26 protein-coding genes are annotated in these 26,581 nt (G+C 70.0%); 9 read left to right on the top strand and 17 right to left on the bottom strand.

What is annotated here, in order from left to right:
• The first annotated feature begins 271 nt into the window (after positions 1-271).
• Together AB4Z18_RS11960 and AB4Z18_RS11955 are read left to right on the top strand one after the other, a co-directional pair.
• Positions 272-2,818, top strand: a complete 2,547-nt coding sequence (locus AB4Z18_RS11960) for an ATP-dependent Clp protease ATP-binding subunit (RefSeq protein WP_441782898.1) — start codon at positions 272-274, stop codon at positions 2,816-2,818.
• Positions 2,819-2,973: 155 nt separating this feature from the next.
• Complete coding sequence (locus tag AB4Z18_RS11955) at positions 2,974-5,445, top strand: transglycosylase domain-containing protein (RefSeq protein WP_441782897.1); 2,472 nt, start codon at positions 2,974-2,976, stop codon at positions 5,443-5,445.
• Positions 5,446-5,449: 4 nt separating this feature from the next.
• Here the strand turns inward: AB4Z18_RS11955 and AB4Z18_RS11950 are convergent, their stop codons facing one another.
• The gene (locus tag AB4Z18_RS11950; RefSeq protein WP_441782896.1) at positions 5,450-6,331 is read right to left on the bottom strand and encodes a 3-methyladenine DNA glycosylase; all 882 of its coding nucleotides are present in this window, start codon (positions 6,329-6,331) and stop codon (positions 5,450-5,452) included.
• A complete protein-coding gene (locus AB4Z18_RS11945; RefSeq protein WP_441782895.1) occupies positions 6,328-6,936 on the bottom strand; it encodes a cyanamide hydratase in 609 nt (202 codons plus the stop codon). Before AB4Z18_RS11945 ends, AB4Z18_RS11950 begins: the two co-directional genes overlap by 4 nt.
• A 138-nt stretch (positions 6,937-7,074) precedes the next feature.
• Here AB4Z18_RS11945 and AB4Z18_RS11940 point away from each other — a divergent pair, with 138 nt between their 5' ends.
• Positions 7,075-7,812, top strand: a complete 738-nt coding sequence (locus AB4Z18_RS11940) for a hypothetical protein (RefSeq protein WP_441782894.1) — start codon at positions 7,075-7,077, stop codon at positions 7,810-7,812.
• Positions 7,813-7,884: 72 nt separating this feature from the next.
• Here the strand turns inward: AB4Z18_RS11940 and AB4Z18_RS11935 are convergent, their stop codons facing one another.
• Both AB4Z18_RS11935 and AB4Z18_RS11930 read right to left on the bottom strand, forming a co-directional pair.
• A complete protein-coding gene (locus AB4Z18_RS11935) occupies positions 7,885-8,916 on the bottom strand; it encodes a zinc-dependent alcohol dehydrogenase family protein (RefSeq protein ID WP_441782893.1) in 1,032 nt (343 codons plus the stop codon).
• Entirely contained in the window at positions 8,913-9,353 is a 441-nt protein-coding gene (locus AB4Z18_RS11930) for a (deoxy)nucleoside triphosphate pyrophosphohydrolase (protein WP_441782892.1), read from the bottom strand. Before AB4Z18_RS11930 ends, AB4Z18_RS11935 begins: the two co-directional genes overlap by 4 nt.
• 45 nt (positions 9,354-9,398) lie before the next feature.
• Here AB4Z18_RS11930 and AB4Z18_RS11925 point away from each other — a divergent pair, with 45 nt between their 5' ends.
• Entirely contained in the window at positions 9,399-10,076 is a 678-nt protein-coding gene (locus AB4Z18_RS11925; RefSeq protein WP_441782891.1) for a DUF1345 domain-containing protein, read from the top strand.
• A 16-nt stretch (positions 10,077-10,092) separates the two neighbouring features.
• On the opposite strand, the gene AB4Z18_RS11920 is transcribed toward AB4Z18_RS11925, so the two are convergent.
• A complete protein-coding gene (locus AB4Z18_RS11920) occupies positions 10,093-10,392 on the bottom strand; it encodes a DUF1905 domain-containing protein (protein ID WP_441782890.1) in 300 nt (99 codons plus the stop codon).
• Positions 10,393-10,458: 66 nt separating this feature from the next.
• Between AB4Z18_RS11920 and AB4Z18_RS11915 the strand changes: the two genes are divergently transcribed.
• Both AB4Z18_RS11915 and AB4Z18_RS11910 read left to right on the top strand, forming a co-directional pair.
• Positions 10,459-10,845 carry a DUF7144 family membrane protein gene (locus AB4Z18_RS11915; protein ID WP_441782889.1) on the top strand — a complete coding sequence of 129 codons (387 nt, stop codon included), beginning with the start codon at positions 10,459-10,461 and terminating at the stop codon, positions 10,843-10,845.
• 66 nt (positions 10,846-10,911) lie between these two features.
• Positions 10,912-11,538 (top strand): hypothetical protein, encoded by a 627-nt coding sequence (locus AB4Z18_RS11910; RefSeq protein WP_441782888.1) that lies wholly within the window; start codon positions 10,912-10,914, stop codon positions 11,536-11,538.
• Here AB4Z18_RS11910 and AB4Z18_RS11905 read toward each other — a convergent pair.
• Positions 11,532-12,989: a lipase maturation factor family protein gene (locus tag AB4Z18_RS11905; RefSeq protein WP_441782887.1), complete on the bottom strand. Its 1,458-nt coding sequence runs from the start codon at positions 12,987-12,989 to the stop codon at positions 11,532-11,534. The genes AB4Z18_RS11910 and AB4Z18_RS11905 overlap by 7 nt on opposite strands.
• A gap of 78 nt (positions 12,990-13,067) precedes the next feature.
• Between AB4Z18_RS11905 and AB4Z18_RS11900 the strand changes: the two genes are divergently transcribed.
• Positions 13,068-14,426: a DUF1254 domain-containing protein gene (locus tag AB4Z18_RS11900; protein ID WP_441782886.1), complete on the top strand. Its 1,359-nt coding sequence runs from the start codon at positions 13,068-13,070 to the stop codon at positions 14,424-14,426.
• 15 nt (positions 14,427-14,441) lie between these two features.
• Here AB4Z18_RS11900 and AB4Z18_RS11895 read toward each other — a convergent pair whose 3' ends face one another.
• Complete coding sequence (locus tag AB4Z18_RS11895) at positions 14,442-14,984, bottom strand: cysteine hydrolase family protein (RefSeq protein ID WP_441782885.1); 543 nt, start codon at positions 14,982-14,984, stop codon at positions 14,442-14,444.
• A gap of 34 nt (positions 14,985-15,018) precedes the next feature.
• Complete coding sequence (locus tag AB4Z18_RS11890; protein ID WP_441782884.1) at positions 15,019-15,696, bottom strand: endonuclease/exonuclease/phosphatase family protein; 678 nt, start codon at positions 15,694-15,696, stop codon at positions 15,019-15,021.
• Between the two features lie 153 nt (positions 15,697-15,849).
• On the opposite strand from AB4Z18_RS11890, the gene ligD reads away from it, so the two are divergent.
• Positions 15,850-16,869: a non-homologous end-joining DNA ligase gene (gene ligD / locus AB4Z18_RS11885; protein ID WP_441782883.1), complete on the top strand. Its 1,020-nt coding sequence runs from the start codon at positions 15,850-15,852 to the stop codon at positions 16,867-16,869.
• A 10-nt stretch (positions 16,870-16,879) separates the two neighbouring features.
• Here ligD and AB4Z18_RS11880 read toward each other — a convergent pair whose 3' ends face one another.
• Both AB4Z18_RS11880 and AB4Z18_RS11875 read right to left on the bottom strand, forming a co-directional pair.
• On the bottom strand, positions 16,880-17,575 hold the full coding sequence (locus tag AB4Z18_RS11880; RefSeq protein WP_441782882.1) for a UdgX family uracil-DNA binding protein: 696 nt from the start codon (positions 17,573-17,575) through the stop codon (positions 16,880-16,882).
• A 10-nt stretch (positions 17,576-17,585) separates the two neighbouring features.
• Positions 17,586-18,650 (bottom strand): ATP-dependent DNA ligase, encoded by a 1,065-nt coding sequence (locus AB4Z18_RS11875; protein ID WP_441782881.1) that lies wholly within the window; start codon positions 18,648-18,650, stop codon positions 17,586-17,588.
• A 110-nt stretch (positions 18,651-18,760) separates the two neighbouring features.
• Between AB4Z18_RS11875 and AB4Z18_RS11870 the strand changes: the two genes are divergently transcribed.
• Positions 18,761-19,207 carry an SIP domain-containing protein gene (locus AB4Z18_RS11870; protein WP_441782880.1) on the top strand — a complete coding sequence of 149 codons (447 nt, stop codon included), beginning with the start codon at positions 18,761-18,763 and terminating at the stop codon, positions 19,205-19,207.
• A gap of 19 nt (positions 19,208-19,226) precedes the next feature.
• Here AB4Z18_RS11870 and AB4Z18_RS11865 read toward each other — a convergent pair whose 3' ends face one another.
• From AB4Z18_RS11865 to AB4Z18_RS11835, 7 genes are all read right to left on the bottom strand, one after another.
• Complete coding sequence (locus tag AB4Z18_RS11865; RefSeq protein WP_441782879.1) at positions 19,227-20,072, bottom strand: SDR family NAD(P)-dependent oxidoreductase; 846 nt, start codon at positions 20,070-20,072, stop codon at positions 19,227-19,229.
• Positions 20,069-20,428 carry a Fe-S oxidoreductase gene (locus AB4Z18_RS11860; RefSeq protein WP_441782878.1) on the bottom strand — a complete coding sequence of 120 codons (360 nt, stop codon included), beginning with the start codon at positions 20,426-20,428 and terminating at the stop codon, positions 20,069-20,071. Before AB4Z18_RS11860 ends, AB4Z18_RS11865 begins: the two co-directional genes overlap by 4 nt.
• The gene (locus tag AB4Z18_RS11855) at positions 20,425-21,876 is read right to left on the bottom strand and encodes a dihydrolipoyl dehydrogenase family protein (RefSeq protein ID WP_441782877.1); all 1,452 of its coding nucleotides are present in this window, start codon (positions 21,874-21,876) and stop codon (positions 20,425-20,427) included. Before AB4Z18_RS11855 ends, AB4Z18_RS11860 begins: the two co-directional genes overlap by 4 nt.
• Before the next feature lie 81 nt (positions 21,877-21,957).
• Positions 21,958-22,743 (bottom strand): crotonase/enoyl-CoA hydratase family protein, encoded by a 786-nt coding sequence (locus tag AB4Z18_RS11850; protein WP_441782876.1) that lies wholly within the window; start codon positions 22,741-22,743, stop codon positions 21,958-21,960.
• A gap of 10 nt (positions 22,744-22,753) precedes the next feature.
• Positions 22,754-23,635, bottom strand: coding sequence for an arginase family protein (locus AB4Z18_RS11845; protein ID WP_441782875.1), 882 nt, complete (start codon positions 23,633-23,635; stop codon positions 22,754-22,756).
• Positions 23,632-24,378 carry a PspA/IM30 family protein gene (locus tag AB4Z18_RS11840; protein ID WP_441782874.1) on the bottom strand — a complete coding sequence of 249 codons (747 nt, stop codon included), beginning with the start codon at positions 24,376-24,378 and terminating at the stop codon, positions 23,632-23,634. The genes AB4Z18_RS11845 and AB4Z18_RS11840 overlap by 4 nt, the downstream gene beginning before the upstream one ends.
• A gap of 56 nt (positions 24,379-24,434) precedes the next feature.
• Positions 24,435-26,489: a TPM domain-containing protein gene (locus tag AB4Z18_RS11835; protein WP_441782873.1), complete on the bottom strand. Its 2,055-nt coding sequence runs from the start codon at positions 26,487-26,489 to the stop codon at positions 24,435-24,437.
• Positions 26,490-26,581: the final 92 nt, after the last annotated feature.

Below are 26,581 nucleotides of genomic sequence, written 5' to 3'. Positions count from 1 at the left end.
TTGACGGCAGTTCTCCTTCGATACGCGCCGGGTCCGGCTGCCGGCCCCTGTTTTCAGGACCTTGGTCGTCCCACGCTCTCTAGAGTCCTGTATTCAGGAGTTTCAGCGTCGCACCTTCCGCTATGCCTGTTTTCAGGACATGGCTGCACCACTGCGCGCCAGAGTCCTGAATACAGGACCGCTGAAACCGTTCCCGCACCCCGGAATATTCACGCCCCTCCTGCGTTGGACTTGAGTGCACAAGGCTCAACTTTGAGAAACAGGAGAACACGTGCCTGAGAACTTCACTCCCGACGGTGACAACGCGAACTCGTTCGACGAGTTCCTCGCGCGGTACCTTGCGGGCGAGCGCGCGCGGAATGCGCGCTCGATCGACATCAGCCGCTTCCTCAGCCGGCGCACCCAGGAGCTGCTGGCCGAGGCCGGCCGCTTCGCCCTGGAGCACGGCCACAGCGAGCTCGACGCGCTCCACGTCCTCCGCGTGATGGCGGTGCAGGAGCCGGCGTCCGACGCCATGCGCCGCATCGGCGTCGACCCCGAGCGGGTCGCCGAGGCCGCCGAGCAGCGTCTGCCTGCCGCGGGCGACGAGATCCACGCCGACGGCGCATCCATCACCGGCCCCCTGCAGCGCGCCCTGTTCCACGCGTACCAGGTGGCGCAGGCGTCCGGCTCGACCTACATCGACCCCGAGCACCTCTTCTTCGCGCTCGTGATCGGCCGCGACGCGCCTGCCGGGCGCGTGCTGCAGGCCGCGGGCGTTACCCCGGAGTCGCTCACCGACGCGATGCGCCAGAGTGCCACCGTGGGTGGGAGCGAGAGCGCCGGCCAGCCGGCCGCATCCACCTCCGAGACCCCGATGCTCGACCAGTTCGGTACCGACCTGACCGAGCTGGCCCGCGAGGGACGGCTCGACCCGGTCATCGGTCGACTGGATGAGATCGACCAGACGGTCGAGATCCTCTCCCGCCGCACCAAGAACAACCCTGTCCTGGTGGGCGAGGCCGGCGTCGGCAAGACCGCGATCGTCGAGGGCCTGGCCCGCGCGATCGTGGCGGGCGACGTGCCCGAGCAGTTGCAGGACAAGAAGGTCGTCTCCCTCGACCTCGCGGGGATGGTCGCAGGGACCCGGTACCGCGGCGACTTCGAAGAGCGTCTCACTTCGCTCATGGATGAGATCAGCGCCGGCAAGGACGAGTTGATCGTGTTCATCGACGAGCTGCACACCGTGGTCGGCGCCGGAGGGTCCGGCGAGTCCGGCGGTATGGACGCCGGCAACATCCTCAAGCCGCGCCTTGCCCGCGGCGACCTCCACCTGGTCGGCGCGACGACGCTCAAGGAGTACCGCCGCATCGAGAAGGACCCGGCGCTGGAGCGCCGTTTCCAGCCCGTGACGGTGGGCGAGCCGTCCGTGGACGACGCCGTGCTCATCCTCGACGGCCTCCGCGGCGCGTACGAGGAGCACCACGGCGTGCAGTACACGGAGGACGCCATCCGCGCCGCCGTGGAGCTGTCCGACCGCTACATCTCGGACCGCTTCCTGCCCGACAAGGCCATCGACCTGATCGACCAGGCCGGCGCGCGCCTGCGCCTGTCGCTCGGCAAGCGGGTCGACACCTCCGCCCTCATGGAGCGCCTGGCGACCCTGGAGTCCGAGAAGAACTCCGCCGTGGCCGCCGAGCACTACGAGGAGGCGTCGCGCCTCCGCGACGAGATGGAGAGCGTGCAGCGTTCGCTGGACGAGCTGAGCAGCGCACCCCGAGTGGATGCGGTGGTCGGCGAGCCAGAGATCGCCGCGATCGTGTCGCGTGCGACCGGCATCCCGGTCTCCCGCGTGGGTCAGGCCGACCGTGAGCGCCTCGCGCGCCTCGAGTCGGAGCTGCACGAGCGGGTGATCGGCCAGGACGACGCGGTCGTCGCGGTGGCGAAGGCCGTCCGCCGCAACCGCACCGGCCTCGGCGACGAGGGTCGCCCGGTCGGAAGCTTCCTCTTCCTCGGCCCGACGGGCGTGGGCAAGACCGAGCTGGCGAAGTCCCTCGCGACCTCGCTCTTCGGCTCGGAGAAGGCCATGCTGCGGTTTGACATGAGCGAGTTCGGCGAGCGTCACACGGTCGCGCGACTAGTCGGTGCCCCTCCCGGATACGTCGGCTACGACGAGGCGGGCCAGCTGACCGAGCGCGTGCGCCGCAACCCGTACTCGGTGATCCTGTTCGACGAGATCGAGAAGGCCCACCCCGACGTGTTCAACCTCCTGCTGCAGGTGCTCGACGACGGTCGCCTGACCGACGGCCAGGGCCGGACGGTCGACTTCCGCAACACGGTCGTCATCATGACCTCGAACCTGGGGTCCGAATTCCTGGCGTCGCGCAGCGGTGCTCTGGGATTCGTCCCGGCCGGTTCGGACGGCTTCTTCTCGGAGAAGGACATCCGCGACCGCGTCATGGGCAAGCTGCGTGAGGCGATGCGTCCGGAGTTCCTGAACCGCATCGACGAGATCGTGCTGTTCCGGAAGCTGGATGCGGAGCAGCTGCGCGACATCGTCCGCCTGCTGCTGAACGCGACCGCCTCCCGGCTGGCCACCCGCGACATCGCCTTCGAGGTGACGGATGCGGCGGTCGCCTGGGTCGCGGACACCGGCTACGAGCCGGAGTACGGTGCCCGTCCGCTGCGCCGGGTCATCCAGCGCGAGGTGGACGACCGCATCGCGGAGCTGATGGTGAGCGGCGAGCTCACCGAGGGCGGCCGCGTGGTGGTGGATGCCGACGCCGGCGAGCTGCGGATCACCGCCGCCGCTGCGGTGTCCCTCCCGATCGCGGCGTAACCAACACGCCGTCTGGCCACCTGGCGTAACGGCGTGTTGCGACCACTAGACGCCCGCCCAGCGCACGACGCAGGCGTACGCATCCTGAACATCTCCACACCGACGCACACGAGACCCCCTGGACTCACCCAGGGTGCCCTGGTTGCCTGGAGGGCGTGCCCGCTTCCGACCGACCCCGCAATCCCCGCCTGGCCGCCCTCGACGAGCGGCTGGAGCCCGTCAAGCGCTTCGAGCTGAAGCCCGCCCGCACTCGTGGCGGCATCTTCGCCCAGTTCTTCGGGCTGGCGCTGGTCGCCGCCGTCCTGAGCTCGCTGTTCCTGCTGCCCGGGTTCCTGGGCGTCGGCGTCACGGCGGCCGCCGGGGTGAACGACTTCAACGCGCTGCCGGCCAACCTGCACATCCAGCAGTTCGCCCAGAATTCGACCGTGTACGCCAAGCAGGGCGGACAGGATGTGCCGATCGCCACCTTCTTCGCCCAGAACCGGCAGGACGTCAGCTGGGACCAGATCGCCCAGACGATGAAGGATGCGACCGTCTCCGCCGAGGACCCGCGCTTCTACACCGAGGGCGCCGTCGACATCTGGGGCACCCTCCGCGGCGCCGTGTCCACGGTCGCGGGCGGGGACGTGCAGGGTGGCTCGTCGATCACGCAGCAGTACGTGAAGAACGTCGAGGTCGAGAAGTGCGAGGCCCTCACCAGCCAGAAGAAGGTGCAGGCCTGCTACGCGGATGCGGCCGGCGTCACCCTGCAGCGCAAGGTGCATGAGATGCGCTATGCGGTCGAGGTGGAGAAGACCTACAGCAAGAAGGACATCCTGACCGGTTACCTCAACGTCGTGGGTTTCGGCGGCCAGGTCTACGGTGTGCAGGCCGCCGCCCAGTACTACTTCGGCAGCACGGCCGACAAGCTGGATCTGGCCCAAGCGGCGACGCTCGCCGCCATCCTGAACAACCCGGCCAACCTGCGCATCGACGAGCCGGACAACAAGGACAACGGCGCGGCGAACGGCTACAAGCTGACCAAGGAACGGCGTGACTACGTGCTGAGCCGCATGTACATCACGCACACGATCACGAAGCAGCAGCGGGATGCGGCGATCGCGACGCCCATCCAGCCCACGATCACCCCGACGACCCAGGGATGCGCGGCCGCGCAGGCGGTCAACGCCGCGTTCTTCTGCGACTACGTGCGCGACGTCATCCTCAACGACCCCGCGTACGGCGCAACGGCGGACGAGCGCTGGCAGACGCTCAACCGCGGCGGTCTGAAGATCTACACGACCCTCAACCTCGACCTGCAGCAGGTCGCGCAGGCGTCGCTGAACAAGTACATCCCCGCGTCGCGTCCCGGCATCGACCTCGGGGCGTCGAACGTCGCTCTGGAGCTCGGCACCGGCCGCATCGTCACGATGGTGCAGAACCGCACCTTCAACAACACGGACACGCCCATCGACGGCACGACCGCGGTGAACTACAACACGGACGAGGACTACGGCGGCTCGCAGGGCTTCCAGACCGGGTCGACCTTCAAGGCGTTCGACCTCGCCGCGTGGCTGGAGGCGGGCCACAGCCTGTACGAGAGGGTGAACGCGTCGCAGCACCTGTTCCCGACCTCCGACTTCACCAACACCTGCGCGAACATCGACGGGCCGGCGTGGCCGGTCACCAACGACGAAGGGTCGGCGAGCCGGCTGTCGGTGATGTCCGCGACGGCGGAGTCCGTCAACACCGCCTTCGCCGAGATGGGCACGAAGGTCGACCTCTGCTCGATCCTGGATGCGGCCAAGGGGCTGGGCGTGCATCCCGCCTCGTCCAGCAACCCGTGGGTGCAGACGCCCTCGATGATCCTCGGCACCAACTACATCTCGCCGCTGACCATGGCGACCGCGTATGCGGGCATCGCGAACAACGGCACAGTCTGCACGCCGGTCGCGATCGACCGGGTCGTGAACGCCGACGGCACCGAGCACAAGGTGAGCAAGACAACCTGCACGCAGGGCCTCAAGCCGGAGATCGCGGCGGGTGTCACTTACGCGCTGGAGGGCGTCATCAGGGGCGGCGGAACCGCCGCGAGCGCCAACCCCTACGACGACATCCCGATCATGGCGAAGACGGGAACGACCGACAACTCGCTGGAGAACTGGCTGATCACCTCGACCACGAAGGTCGCGACGGCGACCTGGGTGGGCAACGTCTCGGGGTCGACCCCGCTGCGGTCGCTCTACTTCGACGGCGTAGGCGGCGGCAACGTCAAGTTCTCGATCGCCAAGCCCATCCTGAAGGCGCTGAATGCGACCTATGGCGGCACCGACTTCACCGAGCCGACGGATGCCGTGCTGTATGGCGACCAGATCACGATGCCGGATGTGACCGGCAAGGCGGTGGATGTGTCCATGAAGCTGCTGGACGGGCTCGGCCTCGACGTGAGCGTCGACCCGACGCCGGTCGACAGCGATCAGCCGGCCGGGACGGTCGCTGCGAGCGACCCCGCGGCGGGGGCGTCCCTCAGCGACGGCGAGTCCGTGACGTTGACGGTGAGCAACGGCTCCAAGGCGAAGGGCAGCCCGACACCGAGCCCCGGCGGCTCGACGCCCAGCGCCACGCCGACGCCGAAGCCGACCGGCTGAGCGCTCAGGCCGCGGCGGCCGGCTCGCCGGGCCAGGCTTCCAGGATGCGCGCACGCAGCCGGTTCGACCGTTCCGCGAACGCCCGCTGCCGCCGCACGTACTCGGCTTTGCCCTCCGGTGTCTCGATGGCGACGGGATCGGCGCCCCAGTCGCGCATGTCGTAGGGAGAGGCCTGCATGTCGAGCAGCCGGATGTCGCGGGCCAGCTCGAACGCGTCGAGGAGCAGTTCGCCGGGGACGAGCGGGCCGAGCTTCATCGCCCACTTGTACACATCCATGCCGGCGTGCAGGCAACCGGGCTGTTCGAGGTCCGGCTGCGTCTCGCGGGTCGGCGCGTAGCGGTTGCGCGGAACCGCCTCCGGCGTGAAGAAGCGGAACGCGTCGATGTGCGTGCAGCGCAGCTCGTGCGTCTCGACCACGGCGTCGGTCGCCTCCCGGCCGAGGCGCAGGGGTACGGCGTGCCGACGCTCGTCCTGCCGGTAGACCATCGCCCACTCGTGCAGCCCGAAGCAGCCGAAACGCCCGGGGCGCGCTGCGGCGGATCGCAGGATGCGCTCCACGCCTCGCAGCAGCGACGCCTTCTCGGTCTCGAGCGACTCCCGGTCGACGACGAGCGACCCGGGTTCGGAGCCTGCGACGTACCAGCGCCAGCCGGCCCGGGCATCCTCAGCGGCGTCCGCGAGTTGGACACCGGGGCCAGGATGCCACCGCCGCAGCTGGGCGGGGGCGTACGAGTAGTAGGTGAACAGGAAGTCCCACACGGGGTGCTTCTCGCCCCGCGCCGCCCGCTCGCGATGCTCAGCCGTCAGGGCGTCGGCGCGCGCGACGTGGGCGCGCTCGCGGGCGCGCCAGTCGCTCTCGGCGAGCCGGACGGGGGTGGCATTCACCCTTCGAGGATACGTTCCAGCGGGTTGTCGCGGAGCTTGCGCTGCACGCCGCCGTCGACCAGCCGCCGGGCGGACGTGTCGGGCTTCCGCTCCGCCTGGTCGGCGACGCACGCGCCGAACTCGGCCGCCAGCTCCAACCGCGGGTACGCCGCGACCACCTCTCGCCGGAACTCGAGCGGCAGTTCGTCGACCCGCGCGCCCGCGATGTCGAGGGCGGTCGCGATCTCGAGAAGGTGACCCTCCGCATCCATCGCCGGATCGACCTCGGGCCAGTTGTGCCGCACGATCACCTCGTGGGCGCGGACACGTCGCGTGGCCGGCCAGCCCGCACCCGCCGTGAGCGCGACGGCGACGTGCCCGCCGGCATCCTCGTAGGCGAGCGTGTGGTTGTCGAACTCGGGTGCGATGCCCAGATCGTGCAGGATCGCCGAGACGTAGAGCAACTCGCGGTCGGCGTCGAGGCCGCGAGTAGTCGCGAAACCTTCCGCCCACAGCCACGACCGCTGCACATGGTTCAGCAGCGACGGCGTGTGGTACTCCGTCGCGATCTCGAGGGCCGCGCGTGCGGCGGCCGTGTCGGGGCGGGGGTAGTCGGCGATGCGCATGGGTTCATCCTGCCGGATGCCACTGACCCCGGCACTGCATCGAACCGCTTCCGTCATGATCGTGCGCGTGCGCCGTCTGAATAGATGTGAAGAACCTTGCATATGAACACTGGCTAGCGAGCGATGAGGAGACCCGAGATGACTGAGGTGAAGGCAATGCGGATAGGGCGTGCCCGTGCCCGGGCGCTGTCGCTCTGGCTGGCCATCGGGATGCTCATCGCCGCGGCCGTCCTCGGTGCGGTCTTCATCATCCTCGGCGACCAGGCGGATATCGCCGGCCGCGCCTGGTTGACTCTGCTCCTCGCGGCAGCGTTCGCGGGGGCCGTCGTGCTCGACGCCACTCTCGAAGAGGGGCCCAACCAGTGGTATCTGCCTGCCTCGATCGGTTTGAACGTCGTGCTCGTCGTCGTCGGTCTGCTCAAGATCTGGGGCGGATTCTTTCAGCCGGAGAACATCGGAGCGTCGCTCGTCTGGTCGGAGCAACTGTTCCTCTTCGTCTGGATCGTGGTGCTCCTGCGCGCCTCGCTGCTGATCACGCAGACCTACGGCCATCGTTTCGCCGGTCAGGGAAAGTCGAAAGCGACTCGCGTGTTCGCGGCGATGGCTCTCGTCTTCGTGTGGGTGCTGGCGGTTCTGCTGACACTTCCGCCGGCTCTGCCTCAGGCGCAGTGGTCCGAGCTCTGGTGGCGCTTCATCGGGGCTGCGACCCTGATGACGCTCGTGCTTTTCCTCATCCCCGTCATCGTGTTCGCGTTTCGAACCGCGAGAGCGGGCGCCGCGAGGCGTGCCTCGCCTCTACGGTCGCCCCACCGCGGAAGCCCCGACTACGATTCCGCCGCAGTCAGTGCCGCCAGGTCAGCCAGGGGAGCCGATTGAGCCTCCGGAGACCGCCGCGCTGGCGCAGCCCCTCTAGTACGTGCCTCAGCTCTGCTTGTCGCCGCCAACCCGCTACGACTGGGGGTGCAGGACCGCGATCCCGGTCGGCGGCGCGGAGTCGGCCGTCTCCAGCAGTCGCGCAGCCTCGGCGAAGCCGACCGCACTCCCGACCAGCTGCCGAGGGTTCAGCCGGCCTGCGGCGACGAGGTCGAGCATCGCCGGGTAGTCCGCGGCGGCCATGCCGTGACTGCCGAGAACGTCCAGTTCCCACCCGATCACCCGGTCGAGGGGCAGCTCGGGGACGGCAGCGGCGAGCAGCCCGACCTGCACGTGACGGCCGCGGCGGCGGAGCGAGCGGACGGCGGCGGCCGCGGTCTCGGGGGAGCCGACGGCGTCGATCGCGGCGTGCGCGCCTCCGCCGGTTAGCGCGGTCACTTGGTCGGCTGTGTCCGCCGACGCGGCGACCGTGTGCTCCGCGCCGAGGCGCGCGGCCAGTTCCAGCGCGGCAGGGGAGCGGTCGACGGCCACCACCCGAGCGCCCAAGGCGGAGGCGATCATCACGGCGCTCAGCCCTACGCCGCCGGCGCCATACACCGCGAGCCAATCGCCGGGCTGGATGCGCGCCCGCGCCGTGACAGCGCGGAACGCCGTCGCGAACCGGCAGCCGAGGCTCGCGGCGGCGTCCGCATCCAAACCGTCGGGGATGCGGACCAGATTGGTGTCCGCAGCCCGCACGGCGACGAGCTCGGCATGCGAACCCCAGTGTGTGAATCCGGGCTGCGTCTGCTCCGGGCAGACCTGGGCCTGCCCGGAGCGGCACCACTCGCACTCACCGCAGCCGTTGACGAACGGCGCCGTCACGCGGTCGCCCTGACGCCAGCGGGTCACGCCCGGACCGACCGCCTCGACGACCCCGGCGAATTCGTGCCCCGGCACGTGTGGCAGCCGTACGGAGTCGTCGTGCCCGGCCCAGGCGTGCCAGTCACTGCGGCAGAGGCCGGAAGCCTCGACGCGGATCACGGCGCCGCCGTCGGGCACCACCGGGTCCGGGAGTTCGGCCACCGTCACCGGGCCGCCGAAACGCTCGTAGTGCAGCGCCTTCACGCTTCCTCCTTCTCTGCCGTACGTGGCGACGCCGACGCGGCCGCGCTCAGAATCCGGACCATGGGCAGGTCCGCCTCGGCCCACTCCAGTTCGCCGAGCAGCCCGGAGGGCACCCAACGCAGTTCGTCGTGATCGGTGCTGGAGACCGGAGCGCCGCCATCCAGCCGGCCGTCGTAGCAAGCGAGGTCGATCGCCCGACCCTCCGCGCGCACAGTCACCGTGCGATCGAGCAGCCTGCCGACGTGGATGCGCACCGCGAGCTCCTCGCCGATCTCCCGCACCAACGCGTCCTCCGGCGTCTCCCCGGGCTCCACCTTGCCGCCGGGGAACTCCCACCGGCCTGCAGCGTCCTTCCCGGGCGCGCGGCGGCAGGCGAGGACCCTCGCGCCGTCACGGATGACGGCGGCGACGACGAGTAGTGGCTGCACGACTCCCATCCTGCCCTCCCCGACGGGGTGGCCGCGCGCCGCTAGCATCCAGGTATGTCGCAGACCGTGCCCGTGCGGCGGCCGTCGGTGGTCGTCGGTTTCGTGGCGAGCGTGACCGCCCAGCTGGTGATGACGGTCGTCGGCGTGTGGGTGGTCGTCTTCTCGGAGGACGACATCTCGACCGTGAGCCTGCTCGCGCTGTGGTGCGTGATCGGCACGGTTTACGAGGTCGTGGTGCTGATCGTGCTCGGCCGCATCGCGAAGCAGCCGTCGGTCGCGGGTCACCGCCCGGCGCGCTGGGAGACCGGGCGTCTGGCGCGCGTGATCTCGATGACGGCGACGATCCTCGCGAGCCTCATCGGCTTCACCGCCGCCTTCCAAGTGCTCGGACCGCAGAACGACCCGGAGGTCGGGACGTTCACGGACGTCGTCGGGGTTTGGGCGATGCTGCTGGCGTGGGGATTCTTCCACTGGGGATTCGCGCAGATCTACTACCAGCGCTTCTGGTCGACCGACGAGCCCATGCTGCGCTTCCCGGGCACCGAGCATCCCCGCTTCATCGACTTCGTGTACTTCGCCTACACGCTCGGCACGACCTTCGCCGCCTCCGACGTGGAGGTGCGGACCACCCGGATGCGCTGGACGATCGTGTGGCATTCGGTGCTGAGCTACTTCTTCAACGGGCTCGTCATCGTGCTCGCGCTGAACACGATCATGTCGGCGGCGAAGTAGCCGGCGGCGGACGCGGTCAGAGCAGCGTCTCGACGCCGATCCTCACCCGGTCGCCGAGCTCCACGCCCTCCGCTCGTCGCACCGCGCTCTTGATCGGGACGACGTAGGTCCCGTCGGACTGGGGGAAGATCGACGTCGACCAGCGCGACCCTCCGAGCGTCACGGACACCTTCACGGAGTCGAAGCCCGCGGGTGGATGCGGCTGAAGACGGATCTCCTCCGATACCTCCAGCGGCAGCCGGGCGAACACGAACAGCTCCCGACGGGACGCCCAGCGGAAGAGTTCCGTCTCGAACTCATAGCGATAACCGGCCATATCCGCCAAGCTACCGGGAGAAGCGGCGCCGCGTGAACCGGTCGCCCATGAATCGAAGGAGCCGACATGGCCGCACGTCCCGGATCGGTCACGTTCGTGGCCGTGCTCACCTACATCAACGGCATCCTGAACATCATCGGCGGGGTCGTGATCCTGCTGACGCGCGACCAGATGGCCGCGGGCAATTCCGCAACGCTCGGCGGGATCACGACGGCCGCGATCATCTCGCTGCTGCTCGGCATCGTGGTGGTCATCGTGGCGCGCGGCCTGCTCCGTGGCAGCCCGGGAGCACGGGCCGTCGTCACCGTCGTCATGATCATCGACCTCTTCAACGGCCTGTTCCTGCTGTTCAACTCGCAGGTCGCGGGCGGAGTCATCCAGATCCTCTGGTCGCTGCTCATCATCGTTCTGCTCTACACGCGCCGCGCGAACGCATTCTTCACAGGTCGCTGACCCGCGCGAGCCGATCGGACAGAATGGGAGAGGCGTCGTCTCCGGCGCCCCGGTTCGAGGAGTTCCATGCGCTGGCCGAAGTGGTTCCGCAGGGGCGTCGAGAAGACGACGCGCACGCGTCCCTTCGACGAGCACGCCCTTCCGGAGCCGGTCGCGCCCACGCTCGAGCAGTCCGTCGAGGAGGGCATGCTGCTCGCGGAATACGCCACCCGCATGGCGGTGAAGAACCACATCGTGGTGGACACCATCCAGTACGGCAACTCGTACGATCCGGCCCTCCACGCGATGGAAGCGGCGGCGATGCTCCGCGAACTGGCCTCCGAGCAGGGGGTGGCGGCGGGTCGCATCGAGGAGGAGCTTGCGGCGGCCGAGAACCTGGGCGGTGACGCGATGCACCCGCACGACTACCGCAAGGTGGATGTCGACAACCTGAGGCTGCGGAGGGATGCGGCGATCACGCTGGCCGCTGCCCTACGGGCGAAGGCCAACTCGGACGAGGAACTGCAGACCCTGGTCGAGCGTGGCCGCGTCGACGCGTGGGATGACGTGCGCCGCGCCATCGAGGCCGGCCTCGATGCGTTCTCGGGCGCCGAGGCGCTGAAGGACGACTACGAGCGGGAGAAGCCCGCCCGGCTCAAGCTGCTGATCTGGCGCGACCTTGCACGGCTGGAGGAGCAGCGCACGGGCTACTGACCGCCGCGCAGGCTCACCGGCGGCACCAGGTCGCCCACCTCCGACCGCACCCACACGTCGCCGGTCGCGCGCTTCTCGGCGTGCGTCGCGAAGCGGTAGAGGAACATCCGCGCGCGGATCGCCCGCGGTGGCTCGCCGCCGAACGGGTCGTGCCGCAGCAGCTTCAGGGTCGGCCGGTCGGCCTCCAGCAGTCGCAGCAGGAACACCTCGAACCAGGGGGAGTCGCGGGAGCCGAGCGCGAGGAACCACATCAGCCAGTCGAGCCGCAGGTGGTACGGCGCGAACTGCCGCGGCAGGCGGTCCGCCTCGCCCGGTTTGCCTTTGAAGCCGTACTCGCGCCATTGCGCCTCTGGGGCGGAAGGGTCGTCGGCGGTGCCTTCGACGACGACCTCGTACCGTTCCTTCGTCACGCTGCCGAACGCGCCGTAGGCGTTCACGAGGTGCCAGCGGTTGAAGCTCGCATTCATCAGCTGGCGATGGGCGAACAGGTTCCGCAGGGGCGGCCAGCTGAGGATGACGAGGAAGACCGTTGCGGCGACGGCGATTGCGGCGAACCAGAGTGGCACGTCCGTGGCGCCGAAACGGCCCAGCTCAACGCCCCCGAACACCCACGAGAACACCGAGTCGCTGATCCCCGCGAAGGCGAGCACGATGGTGATCCAGTTGAGCCAGGCGAAGTTGCCGGTGGCGACCAGCCACAACTGCGTCAGGATCATGATCACGGCGGCGATGCTCGCAACAGGCTGCGGGGCGAACAGGAACCACGGCACGATCAGCTGGGCGAAATGGTTGCCGAGCACCTCCACCCGGTGGAACCACTTGGGCAGGAGGTGCGCGGTCCGGCTGAGGGGATTCGGCATCGGCTGCGTCTCATGGTGGTAGTACAGCGCGGTGAGATCGCGCCAGGATCGGTCGCCGCGCATCTTGATCATTCCGGCGCCGAACTCCAGCCGGAACACCAGCCAGCGCACGAAGAAGACGATCGTGATCGGGGGAGCGGTGTCCCACGCCCCGAGGAAGGCGACGACGAAGCCGGCCTCGCACAGCAGGCTCTCCCAGCCGAAGCCGTAGAACGTCTGCCCGATGTTCACGATCGAGAGGTAGAGGAACCAGACGATCAGGAAGACGGGGACGAACACGTAGCTCGGCGCCAGCTGGACGACGCCGACGAGGATGAGCGCCGACAATGCTGCGCCCGTCCAGGCGACCGTTCGCAGCAGCGTGTCGGAGTACCGCCACCGGAAAAGCGTCGGCTGCTTCCGCGCGTAGGGGTGACGGAGGAACCGAGGCGCCGGCAGGAGGCCGTGCTCGCCGAGCAGGGCCGGGAACTGGTTCACCGCCGATACGAAGGCGACCAGGTAGAGCGCCGCGACACCCCGCTCCAGGATCTCGCGCGCGATCGTGTAGTCGTCGCCGGCCAGCCATCCGGTCAGCCACGCGGGGAACTCCATCGACACCACCTCGCCGTCGGAACGCGTTCACCGTACGCCGGGAGATCGGCTACGGTCGACCCTTACTATCGCCGCCAAGTGATCGAGCGGTACCGTCCAGGCATCGAGCGGTCGGAGTGGACGATGAACGTGATGGCCAGGGATCTGCGTACGTTGGCGGCGGAAGCATTCGTGTACTTCTACCCTTTGGTGACGATGGAGGTGACGCGGCTCCAGCAGACGATGCCGGACCCGTCCGGCGACCGGGCGACAGGCGCTCCGTCCAACCGGTTCTTCCACCTGCGCCAGTATCCGGACGCTGACTTCCGCGCTGTTGTGCGGCCCAACTTCGACACGCTGTACTCGATCGCCTTCCTCGACCTGACCGGCGGTCCGGTGTCGATCAGCGTTCCGGATGTCGGCGATCGGTACTACCTGCTGCCGATGCTCGACATGTGGACGGACGTCTTCGCCAATCCCGGCACGCGAACCAGCGGCAATGGTCCCCAGCGCTTCCTGATCGTGCCGTCCGGCTACGACGGAGGGGTGCCCGCCGACACCACCGTGATCGAGGCGCCCACCCCGTACGTGTGGGTGATCGGCCGAGTGCAGACGAACGGGCCCCCCGACTACGAGGCCGCCAACAGCTTCCAGGACGGCCTGCACATCGAGGCGGCTGGTGACGCCACGGAGCCGTCGGAAGGGATCGCGGGCGTCACACCGGCCACGGAAGCGCTGGCGTTCGTGAATGCGCTGACCGCAGCCGAGTTTCTCGACATCGCCGCTCGCCTGCTTTCCGTGAACCCGCCGCACGCGACCGATCACTCCCAGCTCTTCCGGCTGCGCGACCTCGGCATCACCGGCGATGGGCACTGGGATGCGGAACGGTTCACCGCGGAGGAGCGTGCCGAGATCCAGGCCGGCTTCACGGACGCGCTGACGGCACTTCCGGCGCTCCTCGCGCGCGTGGGTTCGCAGGCCAACGGATGGTCGTACCAGACCGACACGATGGGGGTTTACGGCAACTTCTACCTCAAGCGGGCGCTGGTCACCATGGCCGGCCTCGGCGCCAATCCGCCCGAGGATGCCATCTACCCGGTGCTGCTCGCCGACAGCGACGGCGAGCCGTTGACCGGCGAAACGGATTACAGGATCCATTTCAGCGTCGACGAGATCCCTCCCGTTGGGGCGTTCTGGTCCATCACCATGTACGACGAGGAGGGCTTCCAGGCGGCCAACGAGCTCGACCGGTTCGCCCTCGGTGACCGGGACGACCTTCACTACAACGAGGACGGGTCGCTCGACATCTACCTCCAGCACGGCAACCCGGGGCCGGAGCGGCAGCCGAACTGGCTGCCTGCGCCCCTCGGCCCGCTTGGCGTGACGATGCGGCTGTACGCGCCCGAACCGGCCGCCCTCGACGGCTCCTGGAAGCCGCCGCAGGTCGTGAAGGCCTAGCCTGCCTCGGTCGGCTTACACCGCGACGGATGCGGCGGGCTCAACGCCGAACAGCTGGCCCGGGTACCGCAGCCCAGCGAAGTAGCGGTTGGTGTGCGCGACGATCTGTTCCCCGCTGATCGCCACGCCATCCCACTCAGTGTCGGTCGTGGTGTGCGCATCGGAGACGAGGACCACGTCGTAGCCGCGGACGGCCGCACTCTGGGCGGTGGTCCGCACGCAGTAGTCGCTCTGCGCCCCGGTGACGACCAGGCGGCCGACGTCGAGACGTTCGAGCACCTCGTCCAGGTCGGTGTCGGCGAACGAATCACGGTAGTGCTTGTGGATGCGCGGCTCACCGTCCGCAGGCACCAGCCCGTCGACCAGCTGCCAGGCGTCCGTGCCCTCCTCCATGCCGTCCTCCTCGTGCTGCACCCACACGATCGGCGTTCCGGCCGTGCGGGCGCGCTCGATCAGGACGACGACCCGGGCGAGCACCGCGTCGGCGTCGAAGCAGCCGGGCAGCACGCCGTTCTGCAGGTCGATCACGAGCAGGGCGGAGGGGACGATGTCGGTCACCAGGCCATCCTGCCAGGAAGGGCGCCCGGGGACCTCAGGCGGCGAGCACCGCGTCGAGCCGGATCGGCCGGTGGTCCGAGGCGCCGGCGGGCAGCACATCCACTCGCTCGATCTCGAACCCGGTGGAGGTGACGAAGTCGAAGTAGCCCGAGAAGAACTTATAGCGCAGGTACGTCGGCTCCGTCGTCCGCTTCAGCGTGTACCCGGAGGTCGTGAGGTGGCGCTCCAGCCCGCTGATGAACCACGGGTAGTTGAAGTCGCCGACCATGACGACGGGCGTGTCGGGGGAGAGCGAGCGCATCGCGTCGTGGGCGGCGGCGATCTGCTTGCGCCGCAGCGAGTTCAGCGCGGTCAGCGGGGCCGCGTGGAACGAGCCGACGAGGATGTCCTCGCCGTTGTCGCGGTCGCGCAGGTGCACGGCGAGAAGCCGCTCGTTGGCGGGCGCCAGCACCCGGTCGTGCAAGGACTTCTGCACCGCGAACACCTGGCTGTGCAGGACCTCGTAGCGGTCGTCGCGCACGTACACGGCGAGTCCCAGCCGGTTGGCCCGGGTGGTGTCGGCCAGCACCAGGTCGTGCAGTCGCTCGGGCAGGGCGTCGCTGTCGCACTCCTGCAGGCACAGCACGTCCACGCCGTAGGTCTCAGCGATCCCCAGCAGCTCACCGCTGGCCGCGTGCTTGCGGAGGTTGTAGCTCACGATCCTCAGGGTCATGCACCTCTTCTCGAAGGACCTCGTCGCGGTCGGCACGGATGCGCGCCCGCTTAGCCATTCTGTCTCACTTCGGGTGGTGCTCAAGCGGCCCCGCGTGATCCCACAAGGAATTCACATCGCCGTCACCGCCGGTTCGGACGGTACGGTGGTGCCATGGCAGGCGATGCGGTTGTGCTCACCGTCCCAGGTCCGAGTGGCGACAGGGAGGTGCGCATCTCCAGTCCCGGGCGTGTGATCTTCCCCGAGCCAGGTATCACGAAGCTCGATCTGGCGAAGTATCTGGTCGAGGTCGGCGACGCGTTCGTCCGCGCGAACGGCGACCGGCCGGTCTCGCTGCAGCGCTTCCCCGAGGGGATCGACGGGGAGCAGTTCTTCTCCAAGAACCCGCCGCGCGGCACGCCGGACTACGTGCGCTCGGTCACGGTGACCTACCCCAGCGCCCGGTCGCACCCGCAGCTCGTCGTCGATGAGCCGGCAGCGGCCGTATGGGCGGCGCAGATGAACACGGTCGTGTTCCACCCGTGGCCGTCGCGTGCCGAGGACTCAGACAACCCCGACCAGCTGCGCATCGACCTCGACCCGCAACCGGGGACGGGCTTCGCTGAGGCGGTGCCGGCGGCGATCGAGCTCCGGAAGGTGCTCCAGGAGGCCGGGCTCACCGCGTTCATCAAGACCTCCGGAAACCGCGGACTCCACGTCTTCGCGCCGGTCGTGCCCCAGCGCGAGTTCCTCGACGTCCGCCACGCGGTCATCGCGGCGGCGCGGGAGCTCGAACGGCGGATGCCCGACCAGGTCACCACCGCCTGGTGGAAGGAGGAGCGCGGCGAACGCGTCTTCGTCGACTTCAACCAGGCCAACCGCGACCGCACGATGGCGGGCGCCTACAGCCCCCGGGCGCTGGCGCACGCGTCGGTCTCGGCGCCGATCACCTGGGAGGAACTCGGGAGTGTCGACCCGCGCGACTTCACGGTGCTCACGATGCCGGAGCGCCTGCGAACCGTCGGCGACCCGTGGGAGGACTTCGCCGCGGAGCCGGGCACGATCGACGCCCTGCTCGAATGGTGGGAGCGCGACCTCGAGAACGGTCTGGGCGAGCTGCCCTTCCCGCCCGACTACCCGAAGATGCCGGGCGAGCCGCCGCGCGTCCAGCCGAGCCGCGCGAAGAAGCCGTAGGGCGAAGCGGTCAGGTCGCCGCGGCTTTCGCGGCCGCCTGCAGGTCGCCGACGAAGGCGTCGTAGGCGGCATCCCATCCCGGGTCGTCGCGCAGCCGCAGCAGCGCTGAGGGATGCGTCGTGACGAGCACGGCCTGGCCGTCCGGGGACTGCTGCACGTGTCCGCGCTCCTCGGTGATGCGGGTCGTCCGGCCAAGCACGCTGCGACCCGCGGTGGCGCCCAGGCAGACGACGACCCGCGGCTGCACGACCGCCAGCTCGGCCTCCAGCCACGGGTGACAGGCGACGATGTTGCCGACCGCCGGCTTCTCGTGGATGCGGCGCTTGCCCTGGCGGTGGAACCGGAAGTGCTTGACCGCATTGGTCACGTACACGTCGTCGCGGTCGATGCCCGCGTCGCCGAGTGCCTGGTCGAGGATGCGCCCGGCCGGCCCGACGAACGGCTCGCCTTCGACGTCCTCCCGGTCTCCGGGCTGCTCGCCGACGAGCATGAGCGCTGCTCGCGGGCGCCCGGCGGAGAAGACGACCTGCGTGGCGTCGCGGTACAGCTCGCAGCCGCGGCAGCCGGTCGCGGCCGCGCGCAGGCTCTCGAGATCCCGCTCGGCGGGCAGGAACCCTTCAGCGCCCGGTCGCTCCTCGTCGCCCATACGGCCACGCAACCACCGCTCGGTGGTCGGCGCAACGCCCAGGTGCGCGGCAACCGTCACGCGCCGGCCGTCAGGTCAGCACGTCTCCGAGGTCGTACGCGATCGGCCGGTCCAGCTGCTCGAACGTGCACGACCGCGCCTCGCGGTCCGGCCGCCACCGCTCGAACTGGGCGGTGTGCCGGAAGCGCATGCCCTCCATCTGGTCGTACCGCACCTCGAGGACGCGCTCCGGGCGCAACCGGACGAACGACACATCCTTGGCGGAGGAGAAGCGGCTGCGGTCCGTGGCGCCCTTCACCGCCGCGCCCTCCTCATCCCGCTCGACCAAGGGCTCCAGCTCGTCGATCAGGGCCAGGCGCTTCGCGTCGCTGAACGCCGACACGCCCCCGACGTTGCGCAGCTCTCCGTCGTCGCCGTACAGGCCGACGAGCAGCGATCCGACACCCCGGCCGCTGGTGTGGATGCGGTAGCCGAGCGCGACGACGTCGGCCGTGCGGTGGTGCTTGATCTTCAGCATCGACCGCTTGTTGGGGGTGTAGACGCCCGAGAACGGCTTGGCGACGACGCCGTCCAGCCCGGCGCCCTCGAACTCGACCAGCCAGCGCCGTGCGCGGTCCACATCCGTCGTCGTCCGGGTCAGCTCGATCGGGTCAGGGAGGCCGCCGGCGAACTCCTCCAGCGCCGCCCGACGCTCGGAGAACGGCTTGTCGACGTACGATTCGTCGCTGATCGCGAGCAGGTCGAACGCGACGAACGTCGCCGGGGTCTCCTGCGACAGCTTCGTCACGCGGCTGGCGGCGGGGTGGATGCGCTGCGACAGCGCCTCCCAGTCGAGGCGTTGATGACCCGGTCGACCGGTCGGGACGACGATCTCGCCGTCGAGCACGCACGGGCCGGGCAGGATGCTGCGGAACGCCTCCACGAGTTCGGGGAAGTACCGCGTGAGCATCTTGGAGCCGCGGCTGCCGATCTCCACCGACTCCACAGTGCCGTCGCCTTCGGCGTACACGATGGCGCGGAAGCCGTCCCACTTGGGTTCGTAGCTGAGGCCACCGGCGACGCTGTCGGGCTCGGGCACGGTTGGGACGGCCTTCGCGAGCATCGGGGCGATCGGGGACGAGGCGGTGGGGCGCATGCTCCGATCATGCCGCGAACGTCCGACCTTATGGAAGGGATGCCGTCACGCTGTGGATGCGCTCAGAGCGGCTGGCCGTTAGGTAAGGCTGCCCTTATAGTGGTGGCGATATGTACCGCCCGGACCATGCCACCCATACCGCCTCGACCGCGCACCTCGACGACCGCGTCCAGTTCCTGGTCGTCGCAGACGAGAACTCGCTCGCCGAGCTCGAGGCCGAACTCGCCCTCCTGCCGCTGTGTGCCCGCGGCCGCGTCTTCGTCGAGGTGGAGCACGACGAGCAGGTTGTTCCGCTGGCGACGCCGCTGCGCATGACGGTCACCTGGCTGGTGCGTTCGCACCGCAGCGGCCGCCCGGGCACGGGCGAGCGGTGCGCTGCCGGCGAGGCCGGCGCACGCGCCGTGCGGGCCTGGTCGGACGAGATGCTGTGCGACGGGCCGGGGGAGACCCGCGCGATCCTCACCGGCGGCTTCGCACTGGTATCCGAAGTGCGCGATCACCTCCTCGACGGAGTCGGGATGTCGCTCGACGCGGTATCCGCTCCCGCGTTCTCCTGACCCCGCGCCCGCGCCCGCGTCAGGCCGTGACGTCGAGACCGACGAGCTGCTCGCTGGCCGCCCACAGATCCCGGCCCAGTTGGGCGTTCCCCGCCTGCGGGTTCGTGCGTCCATTCGCCGTGAGGCGGTCGAAGTAGGTGCCGCTCGGCGCGCCGACCGCAGCCGGGCCGGCCAGCAGCAGCAGAGGAGCGGCGCCGGCGGCGACGGAGATGCCGAACGAGCTCCGCGTGACCAGGTGGCCGAACCGGATGAGCGGCGATTGGTTGCCGAAGTTGGTCGCGATGGTCCCTGGGTGGAAAGAGTAGGCGCTCACGCCCGTCCCGGTCAGCCGCTCGGCCAGTTCTGAGGCGAACAGGATCGTCGCGAGTTTGGCGGTACCGTATGCCCGCCAGCCGCCCTGCCAGGGTCGGCGCTCCCAATCGAGGTCGTCCACACGGAGGCTGCCGAACCGGTTCGCGACGCTCGCCGTCGACACGACCCGCACGTCGCGGCCCCCGGCGGCGGTCTCCACCAGGCGCGGACGCAGCAGCGCTGTGAGGAGGAACGGGGCCAGGTGATTCGTCTGGATGGTGCGCTCGTGCCCATCCACCGTCAGCTGGTGCTCGTGGTACAGACCGCCCGCGTTGTTGGCGAGCACGTCGATCGTGTCGTAGCGGTCGAGCAGCGCGGCCGCGAGCGCCCGCACGTCATCCAGCCGCTCGAAGTCGGCGAGGAACGGCGTCGCGCCGATGCGCTCGGCGACGGCACGCGTGCGCTCGGGGTTGCGGCCGACCACTGCCACCTGGTCGCCGCCGGCGGCGAGCTGCTCTGCGGCCACCACGCCGATCCCGGAGCTCGCTCCGGTGATGATGACCGTTCGCGTCATCGGTAGCCGCCCTTCTCGAGGCCCGCCTCGATCTCGAACCGGTTGCGCAGCGGATCGCGCCCGGCCAGGAAGTAGAGGAACGGGAACAGCATCCCGTACTTCTGCCACTGCTGCTTGTGGATCGCCTCATGCTCCAGCACGTCGTCGGTGACGTTGTGGTCGGTGAGGTACACGCCCCCAACACACGATCCGCCGCGACCGAAGGTCGCCTTCGGCATCCCGCGGAAGACCGTGAGGCCCGCGCGGCGCTCGATGCGCCCCGTGCTCCACAGGAAGCCCCACACCAGCCCGGCCGCTGTCGCGTACAGGTAGCCGAGGCGGCTGGCGGCCCCGGTCAGCGAGCGGAGCCCGGTCACAGTTCGGGCCGCCCGTAGGCCTCGAGCAGCCGCAGCCACACCTCGCTGATGGTCGGGTAGGAGGGCACGGCGTGCCACAGCCGGTCGAGGGGCACCTCGCCGACGACCGCGACGGTCGCCGAGTGCAGCAGCTCGCCGACATCCTGACCGACGAAAGTGACGCCGAGCACGACCCCGCGCTCCTCGTCGACCACCATCCGCGCCTGGCCCTCATAGCCGTCGGCGACGATGTGGGCGCCCGAGACGTTGCCGATCGGGTAGTCGACGACGCGGATGCGGTATCCGGCTTTCTCGGCCGCTTGGGCGGTGAGTCCGATTGACGCGACCTCGGGGTCGGTGAAGGTGACCTGCGGAACGGCCTGGTGGTCGGCGGTCGCCACGAACGTGCCCCACGGCGCGAGGGACACCTCGTGTCCCTTGGCGCGCGCGGCGATGGCGTCGCCGGCAGCGCGTGCCTGGTACTTGCCCTGGTGGGTGAGGAGTGCGCGGTGGTTGACGTCTCCGACGCCGTACAGCCAGCCGCCGTCGACCGGCTCTCCGTCCGCGCCGAGCACGCGCATGCTGTCGTCCACGTCGAGCCAGGCGCCCTCCTCCAGACCGAAGGCGTCGAGCCCGATACCGAAGGTGCGGGGGAGGCGGCCGGTCGCGACCAGGAACTCCTCGGCCTCCACCACGGTGCCGTCATCGAGGTGGATGCGGAAGCCCTCGTCGTCCGTGCGCTCCACCCGCTCGGGCTCGGTGTCGAGGTGGAGGGCGGCGCCGAGCTTCTTCAGGGATTCGGCCACCATTTCGCCGGCGAAGGGCTCCTCGGCGCCGAGCAGTCCGCTGCGCGCAATGAGGTGCACCTCCGTCCCGAAGCCGGCGTACGCCGTCGCCATCTCGGTGGCGACGACACCGCCGCCCAGAATCGCCAGCGAGAGCGGGACGCGCTGCGCGCTTGTCGCCTCACGACTCGACCACGGCTCGCTCTCGCGGAGTCCGGGGATGTCGGGCATGAGTGCCGCCGATCCGGTCGACACTGCGACGGCGTGCTTCGCCCGCAGCACCGTGACCGTGCCGTCCTCCGCGGTTACCGTGACCTCGCGCGGAGCGGTGATGACGCCCCACCCGCGCACCAGGTCGATCCCGGCGCCGTTCAACCACTCGACCTGGCCGTCGTCCTTCCAGTTGCTCGTCATGTAGTCGCGTCGCTTCAGCACGGCGGCGACATCGAGCGGGCCGGTGACCGCCTCACGGCTCCCGCCGACCTTCTGCGCGGCCCGGAGCAGCGCTCCGCTGCGCAGCAGCGTCTTCGAGGGCATGCACGCCCAGTACGAGCACTCGCCGCCGACCAGCTCGGATTCGACGATGACCGTCCGCATGCCGCCCTGCGCTGCACGGTCCGCGACGTTCTCGCCGACCGCGCCTGCGCCCATCACGATGACGTCGTAGTCCCGGGTCTCGCTCATGCCTGCTCCTGCTCTGGCGCGGCGCCGCCGCTGCCGGTCGTTCGTGTCGTGTGGGGTTCGTGGTGCGCGGCCGAACGGATGTCAGCGGCCCACGAAGGTCGCCTCTGTGCGGGTGAGGAACGCTTCCATGCCGATCCGCGCATCCTCGCTCCCGGCCAGCCGCACCAGCGCGGGCTGCAGTTCCGCCTCCGCCGCCGCATCCCCGTCGCGGACGGCGCGCTTGGCGTTCGCGAGCGCCGCCTGCACCGCGAGCGGCGCCTGCGCGGCGATCCGCTCGGCCAGCTCCAGCGCCCGCGAGAACTGCTCGCCATCCTCCACCACTTCCTGGACGAGGCCGATCCGGTGCGCCTCAGCGGCGTCGAAGAGGTCGCCGGTGAGGATGTAGCGCATCGCATTGCCCCATCCCACCGCGCGCGGGAAGCGCAGGGTCGCACCGCCGAAGGGCAGGATGCCGCGGGTGACCTCGATCTGCCCGAACCGCGTGCCCCGCGCCGCCACTGCGATGTCGGAGGCGAGGATGAGCTCGATCCCGAGCGTCAGGCAGGTGCCCTGCACGGCGATGACGACGGGCTTGGTCAGCTGCCGGCCCGATACCTGCCACGGGTCGATGCTGTCCTCGTCCACGAACGCGAGTCCGTCGGCCCCGATCCGCGGGCCGAGGTCGGCGAGGTCGAGTCCGGCGGTGAAGTGATCGCCGACCGCGTGCACGAGTCCGACCCGCAGCTCAGGGTCGCGTTCCAGTTCGCCGTACGCCCGGGCGAGCTCCGACAGCAGCTGGAAGTCGGCGGCGTTCCGCTTGTCCGGCCGGTTGAGGCCGATCAGCAGCACGTGCCCGCGCCGCTCGGTCAGGATCCTGGGCTCGCTCATGCCTCCCACGCTAGCGCGCACCTCCGGCGTCCGCGGGCGCCTGCGAGGCGGTCGGTCCGGTGAGTGAGCCGAGGATGCGCAGGATCACGGCGAGGTCGTGCGTCGCGGCGTCCGTCGACTCCGGCGCGAACTCCATCAGGCCCGCGCCCGCGAGCTCGAACCGGCGCCGCAGCGCCCGGATCGCCTCCGTCAGCCGCTCCGGCTGAACGCCGAACGGTTCGGGATAGCCGATGCCGTCGATCGCGGACGGATCGAGCACATCCAGGTCGATGTGCAGGTACACCGCCGTCGCGCCGGTCGCGGCCACCGCCTCCACCACGGCCTCCGGGTCGTCCAAGTCGTCGGTGCCGAGCACGCGGATGCCGTTCTGCTCGACGTACGCCGACTCGCCGTCGTCGAGCGCGCGGGTGCCCGCCAGGATCAGCTGTGCGGGGTCGAGGCGGTTGGCTCCGACCGACGCAAGCCCGTCCGGTCCGTCGCCCAGCAGGGCGCGCAGCACCATCCCGTGGAAGGCGCCCGAGGGCGACGACACGTCGTCGTTCAGGTCGCCGTGCGCGTCGAACCACACGACGGCGACCGAGCCGGGTGCGTGTGCGGCCAGCGCGTGCTGCACCGGCGCGAGCTCCGCGCCGCAGTCGCCGCCGACCGCCACGACGGGCGGCTCGAGCAGCGCCAGCTCGGCCTCGGTCGCATCCTTCACCGCCACCAGTGACGAGAACCGGTTGACGCCCGTTCCCAGCGACTCACCCGCGGCCGCGGGCACGGGCACCTGATGCGTGCGTGCGGCCGGGAGGTCGCCGCGGATGGCGTCGGCGCCGTCGATCAGGCGCATCGCCCGCGACGACCCCGATCCCTGCCACTGGGGGATGACAAGGAAGGATGCGCCGCTCACTCGGCGCCCGAGGTCAGGGACGACTGCGAAGGGCCCCCGGACTTGAGGGCGGCCAGCCGTGCCTCGACCTCGGTCATCTCGCCGAGGTCGTCCAGCTGCTCGAACTGCGAGTCGAGACTGGATGCGGCGAGCTCCTGCGCACCGCGCACCTTCGCCTCCTCGCGGCGGATCTTCTCCTCGAAGCGGGAGACCTCGCTGGTCGGGTCCATGATGTCGACACTCTTCACCGCGTCGATGACCTGGGCCTGCGCCTGGGCGCTCTTGGCGCGGGCGATGAGCTCGGACCGCTTGCTCTTCAGCTGTTCCAGCTTCTCCTTCATCTGGTTCAGCCCGGTCTTCAGCTTGTCGACCACCTCGGTCTGCGCGGCGATCTGCGGCTCCGCGGCCTTCGCCTCGTTCTCGGAGGAGATCTGCCGCTGCAGGGCGACCTTGGCGAGGTTGTCGAACTTGTCGGCGTTGGCCGTGTCGCCGGACCCCCGGTACTGGTCGGCCTGGCGGCTGGCGGCGAGCGCCTTGTCGCCCCAGTCGGAGGCGGCCTCGACGTCTTCGCGGTGGTCGTCCTCGAGCAGCCGCAGGTTGCCGATGGTCTCCGCGATCGCGCTCTCGGCGTCGGCGATGCTGTTGGTGAAGTCGCGGACCATCTGGTCCAGCATCTTCTCCGGGTCCTCCGCCTGATCGAGGAGGGCGTTGATGTTCGCTCGCAGCAGCTGCGAGATCCGTCCGAAGATGGACTGTTTCGCCATGTGCTCTTCCTTTCGCTCCCGCCCCCGATGGGCGCTTGTGATCTGTCGTCCGGCGGTCAGAATCGTCCGCCGCCGCGCCGGCTGCGGGTTCCGCCGCCGCCGAAGCTTCCTGCACTGAAGCCGCCGCCTCCGCCGCCGCGACCGCCTCCGCCACCCCAGCTGCCACCGCCGCCGAAGCCGCCGCCGCCCATCCCGCCGCGCAGCACCGAGTCGATCAGGATGCCGCCGAGGATGGCGCCCATCGCGCCGCTCCCGCCGCCACGACCGCTCGTGCCCCCACCGAAGATGTCGCCGAAGCCGCCGTCGCCCATGCCGCCGCCCGGCGGGAACCCGCCGACGTCCTGCTGCGCGAGCTGCGTCGCCTCGTCGGCGAGCTGCGCCGCCCGCTGGGCCATGGCGAGCGCGGAGACCGCATCCGTCGTCGCCGTCTGTTCCGCCTGGACGACCAGCCGGCCGGCTTCGGCGAGCCTGGTCCTGGCTTCGGCGCCGACCGCGCCTCGCCGGGCGGTGATGAAGTCTTCGCACGCCGAGACGCGCGCCTTCGCGGTCATGAGCGTCTGCTGCAGCGCCGACTGGGCGCGCTGCGCCTGAGCGCGGGCATCGCGCACGCCCTGCAGCACGCCGTCGATGGACCGGTTGGCCGCATCCAGCCGCTGTGCGAGTTCCAGCGGGTTCACCAGGCCGCCGGCGAGCGCGGCCTGCACGTCGGCGACCGTCTGCTCGGTGCCGGCCGCGGTCGCGGCGATGGTCCCGCCCGGATCGCTCGCCGCCGCGAGGGCGTGGGCCTCCGCCAGGTCGCTCCGCAGTTCGGCCAGGGTGCCGTCGAGCGACTGCTGCGCGGCCGCGAGGTCGGCGCCGAGCCGGTCGACCGCGTCGAGCAGCAGCCCGGCCTGATCGGCGGACTCCTCGGCGGCACGAACGCCGACCGCGGCGGCTCCCGCATCTCCGGCGGCAGCCTTCTGCGCGGCGCCCGCGAGGGCCGTGTCGGTGAAGTCGAGGCGCTGCGTCGCCTGGTCGATGTTGTCGTGGACCGTCGCGAGCGACGCGTCCGTGTACCGCTGCGCGAGACCGTCGAGCGTCGTCCGCGTGATCGTCAGCCGTTGCCGAAGGGCCGCCGCCTGATTCGCGATCTCGGTGCTCGCCCCCGGGATGCGCTTCTCCAGTGCCCGCAGTTCGTCGAACGCGTCCGCCTGCGCGTCGAGCGTTTGGTTGGCGGCCGTGCACAGCTGCACGATGTGGATGTTCCACTCGCGTCGCTGCTCGTCGGTGTCCGGCTCAGCATCGTCGAGCCGCTGCTTGAGGGTGAACGCTTCGCGCAACTGCCCCTTGGCGGCGTCGAGGGCGGCCTGGAAGGGGACGACGGACTCGGCACCGTACTGCGCGGTGGCGAAGCCGAGCTCCTCTTCGCTCGTCCGGATCGCGTCATCCGTCTGCACGAGGGCCGAGCCGGCACGGCGTTCCAGGTCGGCCAGGGGAATGGTCTGCAGTTCGCTCTGCGGCGTGGCGGGCCCAGCAGCCGCCTGCTTCTTACGCGAGCCGCGCGAGCGCACCAGGAGGAAGATCACGACGCCCACGAGCACGACGCCGATCAGGAAGAACCAGAAGAAGCCTGCCCCGCCGCCACCACCAGCGGCGTCGCCGAGGCCGTTCGCGGCAGCCACCGCCGCGCCTGTCCAGTCGTTGTCGTGGAGCTTCGGCTCGATGTCGTTCTGCTCGATGCTGTCGAGTTGGCCGGCGCTCACCGGGCCGTCGTCGTCGCCCGAGAGGTAGTAGGTGCGCGCCTGGGTCGCGACGGCGAGCAGGTAGTCGCGCTGGCCGAGCCCGTTGCGGGCGGCCGTCTCGTTGGCCCAGTCCGCCGCCTCGGCGGGATTCGTGAATGTGTCGACGTACACGACGTAGAGGTCGATGCGGTGGTCGTCGTACAGCTTCTTCGCCGCCGCAGTGATCTGTGCCTCGTCCGACGCGCTCAGCACCTGGGACTGGTCCACCACGTGGCTCGGACCCAGGTCGACGGGGTCCGCAGCGGCAGCCGGGGGAGCGGCGACCACGATCGGTCCCGCCACGAGCCCGAGCGCCAGGAGGGCTCCGGTCAGCAGACGTCGCAAGCGCATCCACCCACTCTCTCGGGTCCGGCTGATACCCAGCCGAGTCTATTGGTGCACTCCGACAGTGTCACTGTTTCGGCCTGTTACGGCCGGGGGTG

Source organism: Leifsonia sp. 2TAF2 (assembly GCF_052115085.1).
GTDB lineage: Bacteria > Actinomycetota > Actinomycetes > Actinomycetales > Microbacteriaceae > Leifsonia.
The sequence above is the reverse complement of the archived record's forward strand: the minus strand, read 5'-3'. Positions and strand labels throughout refer to the sequence as shown.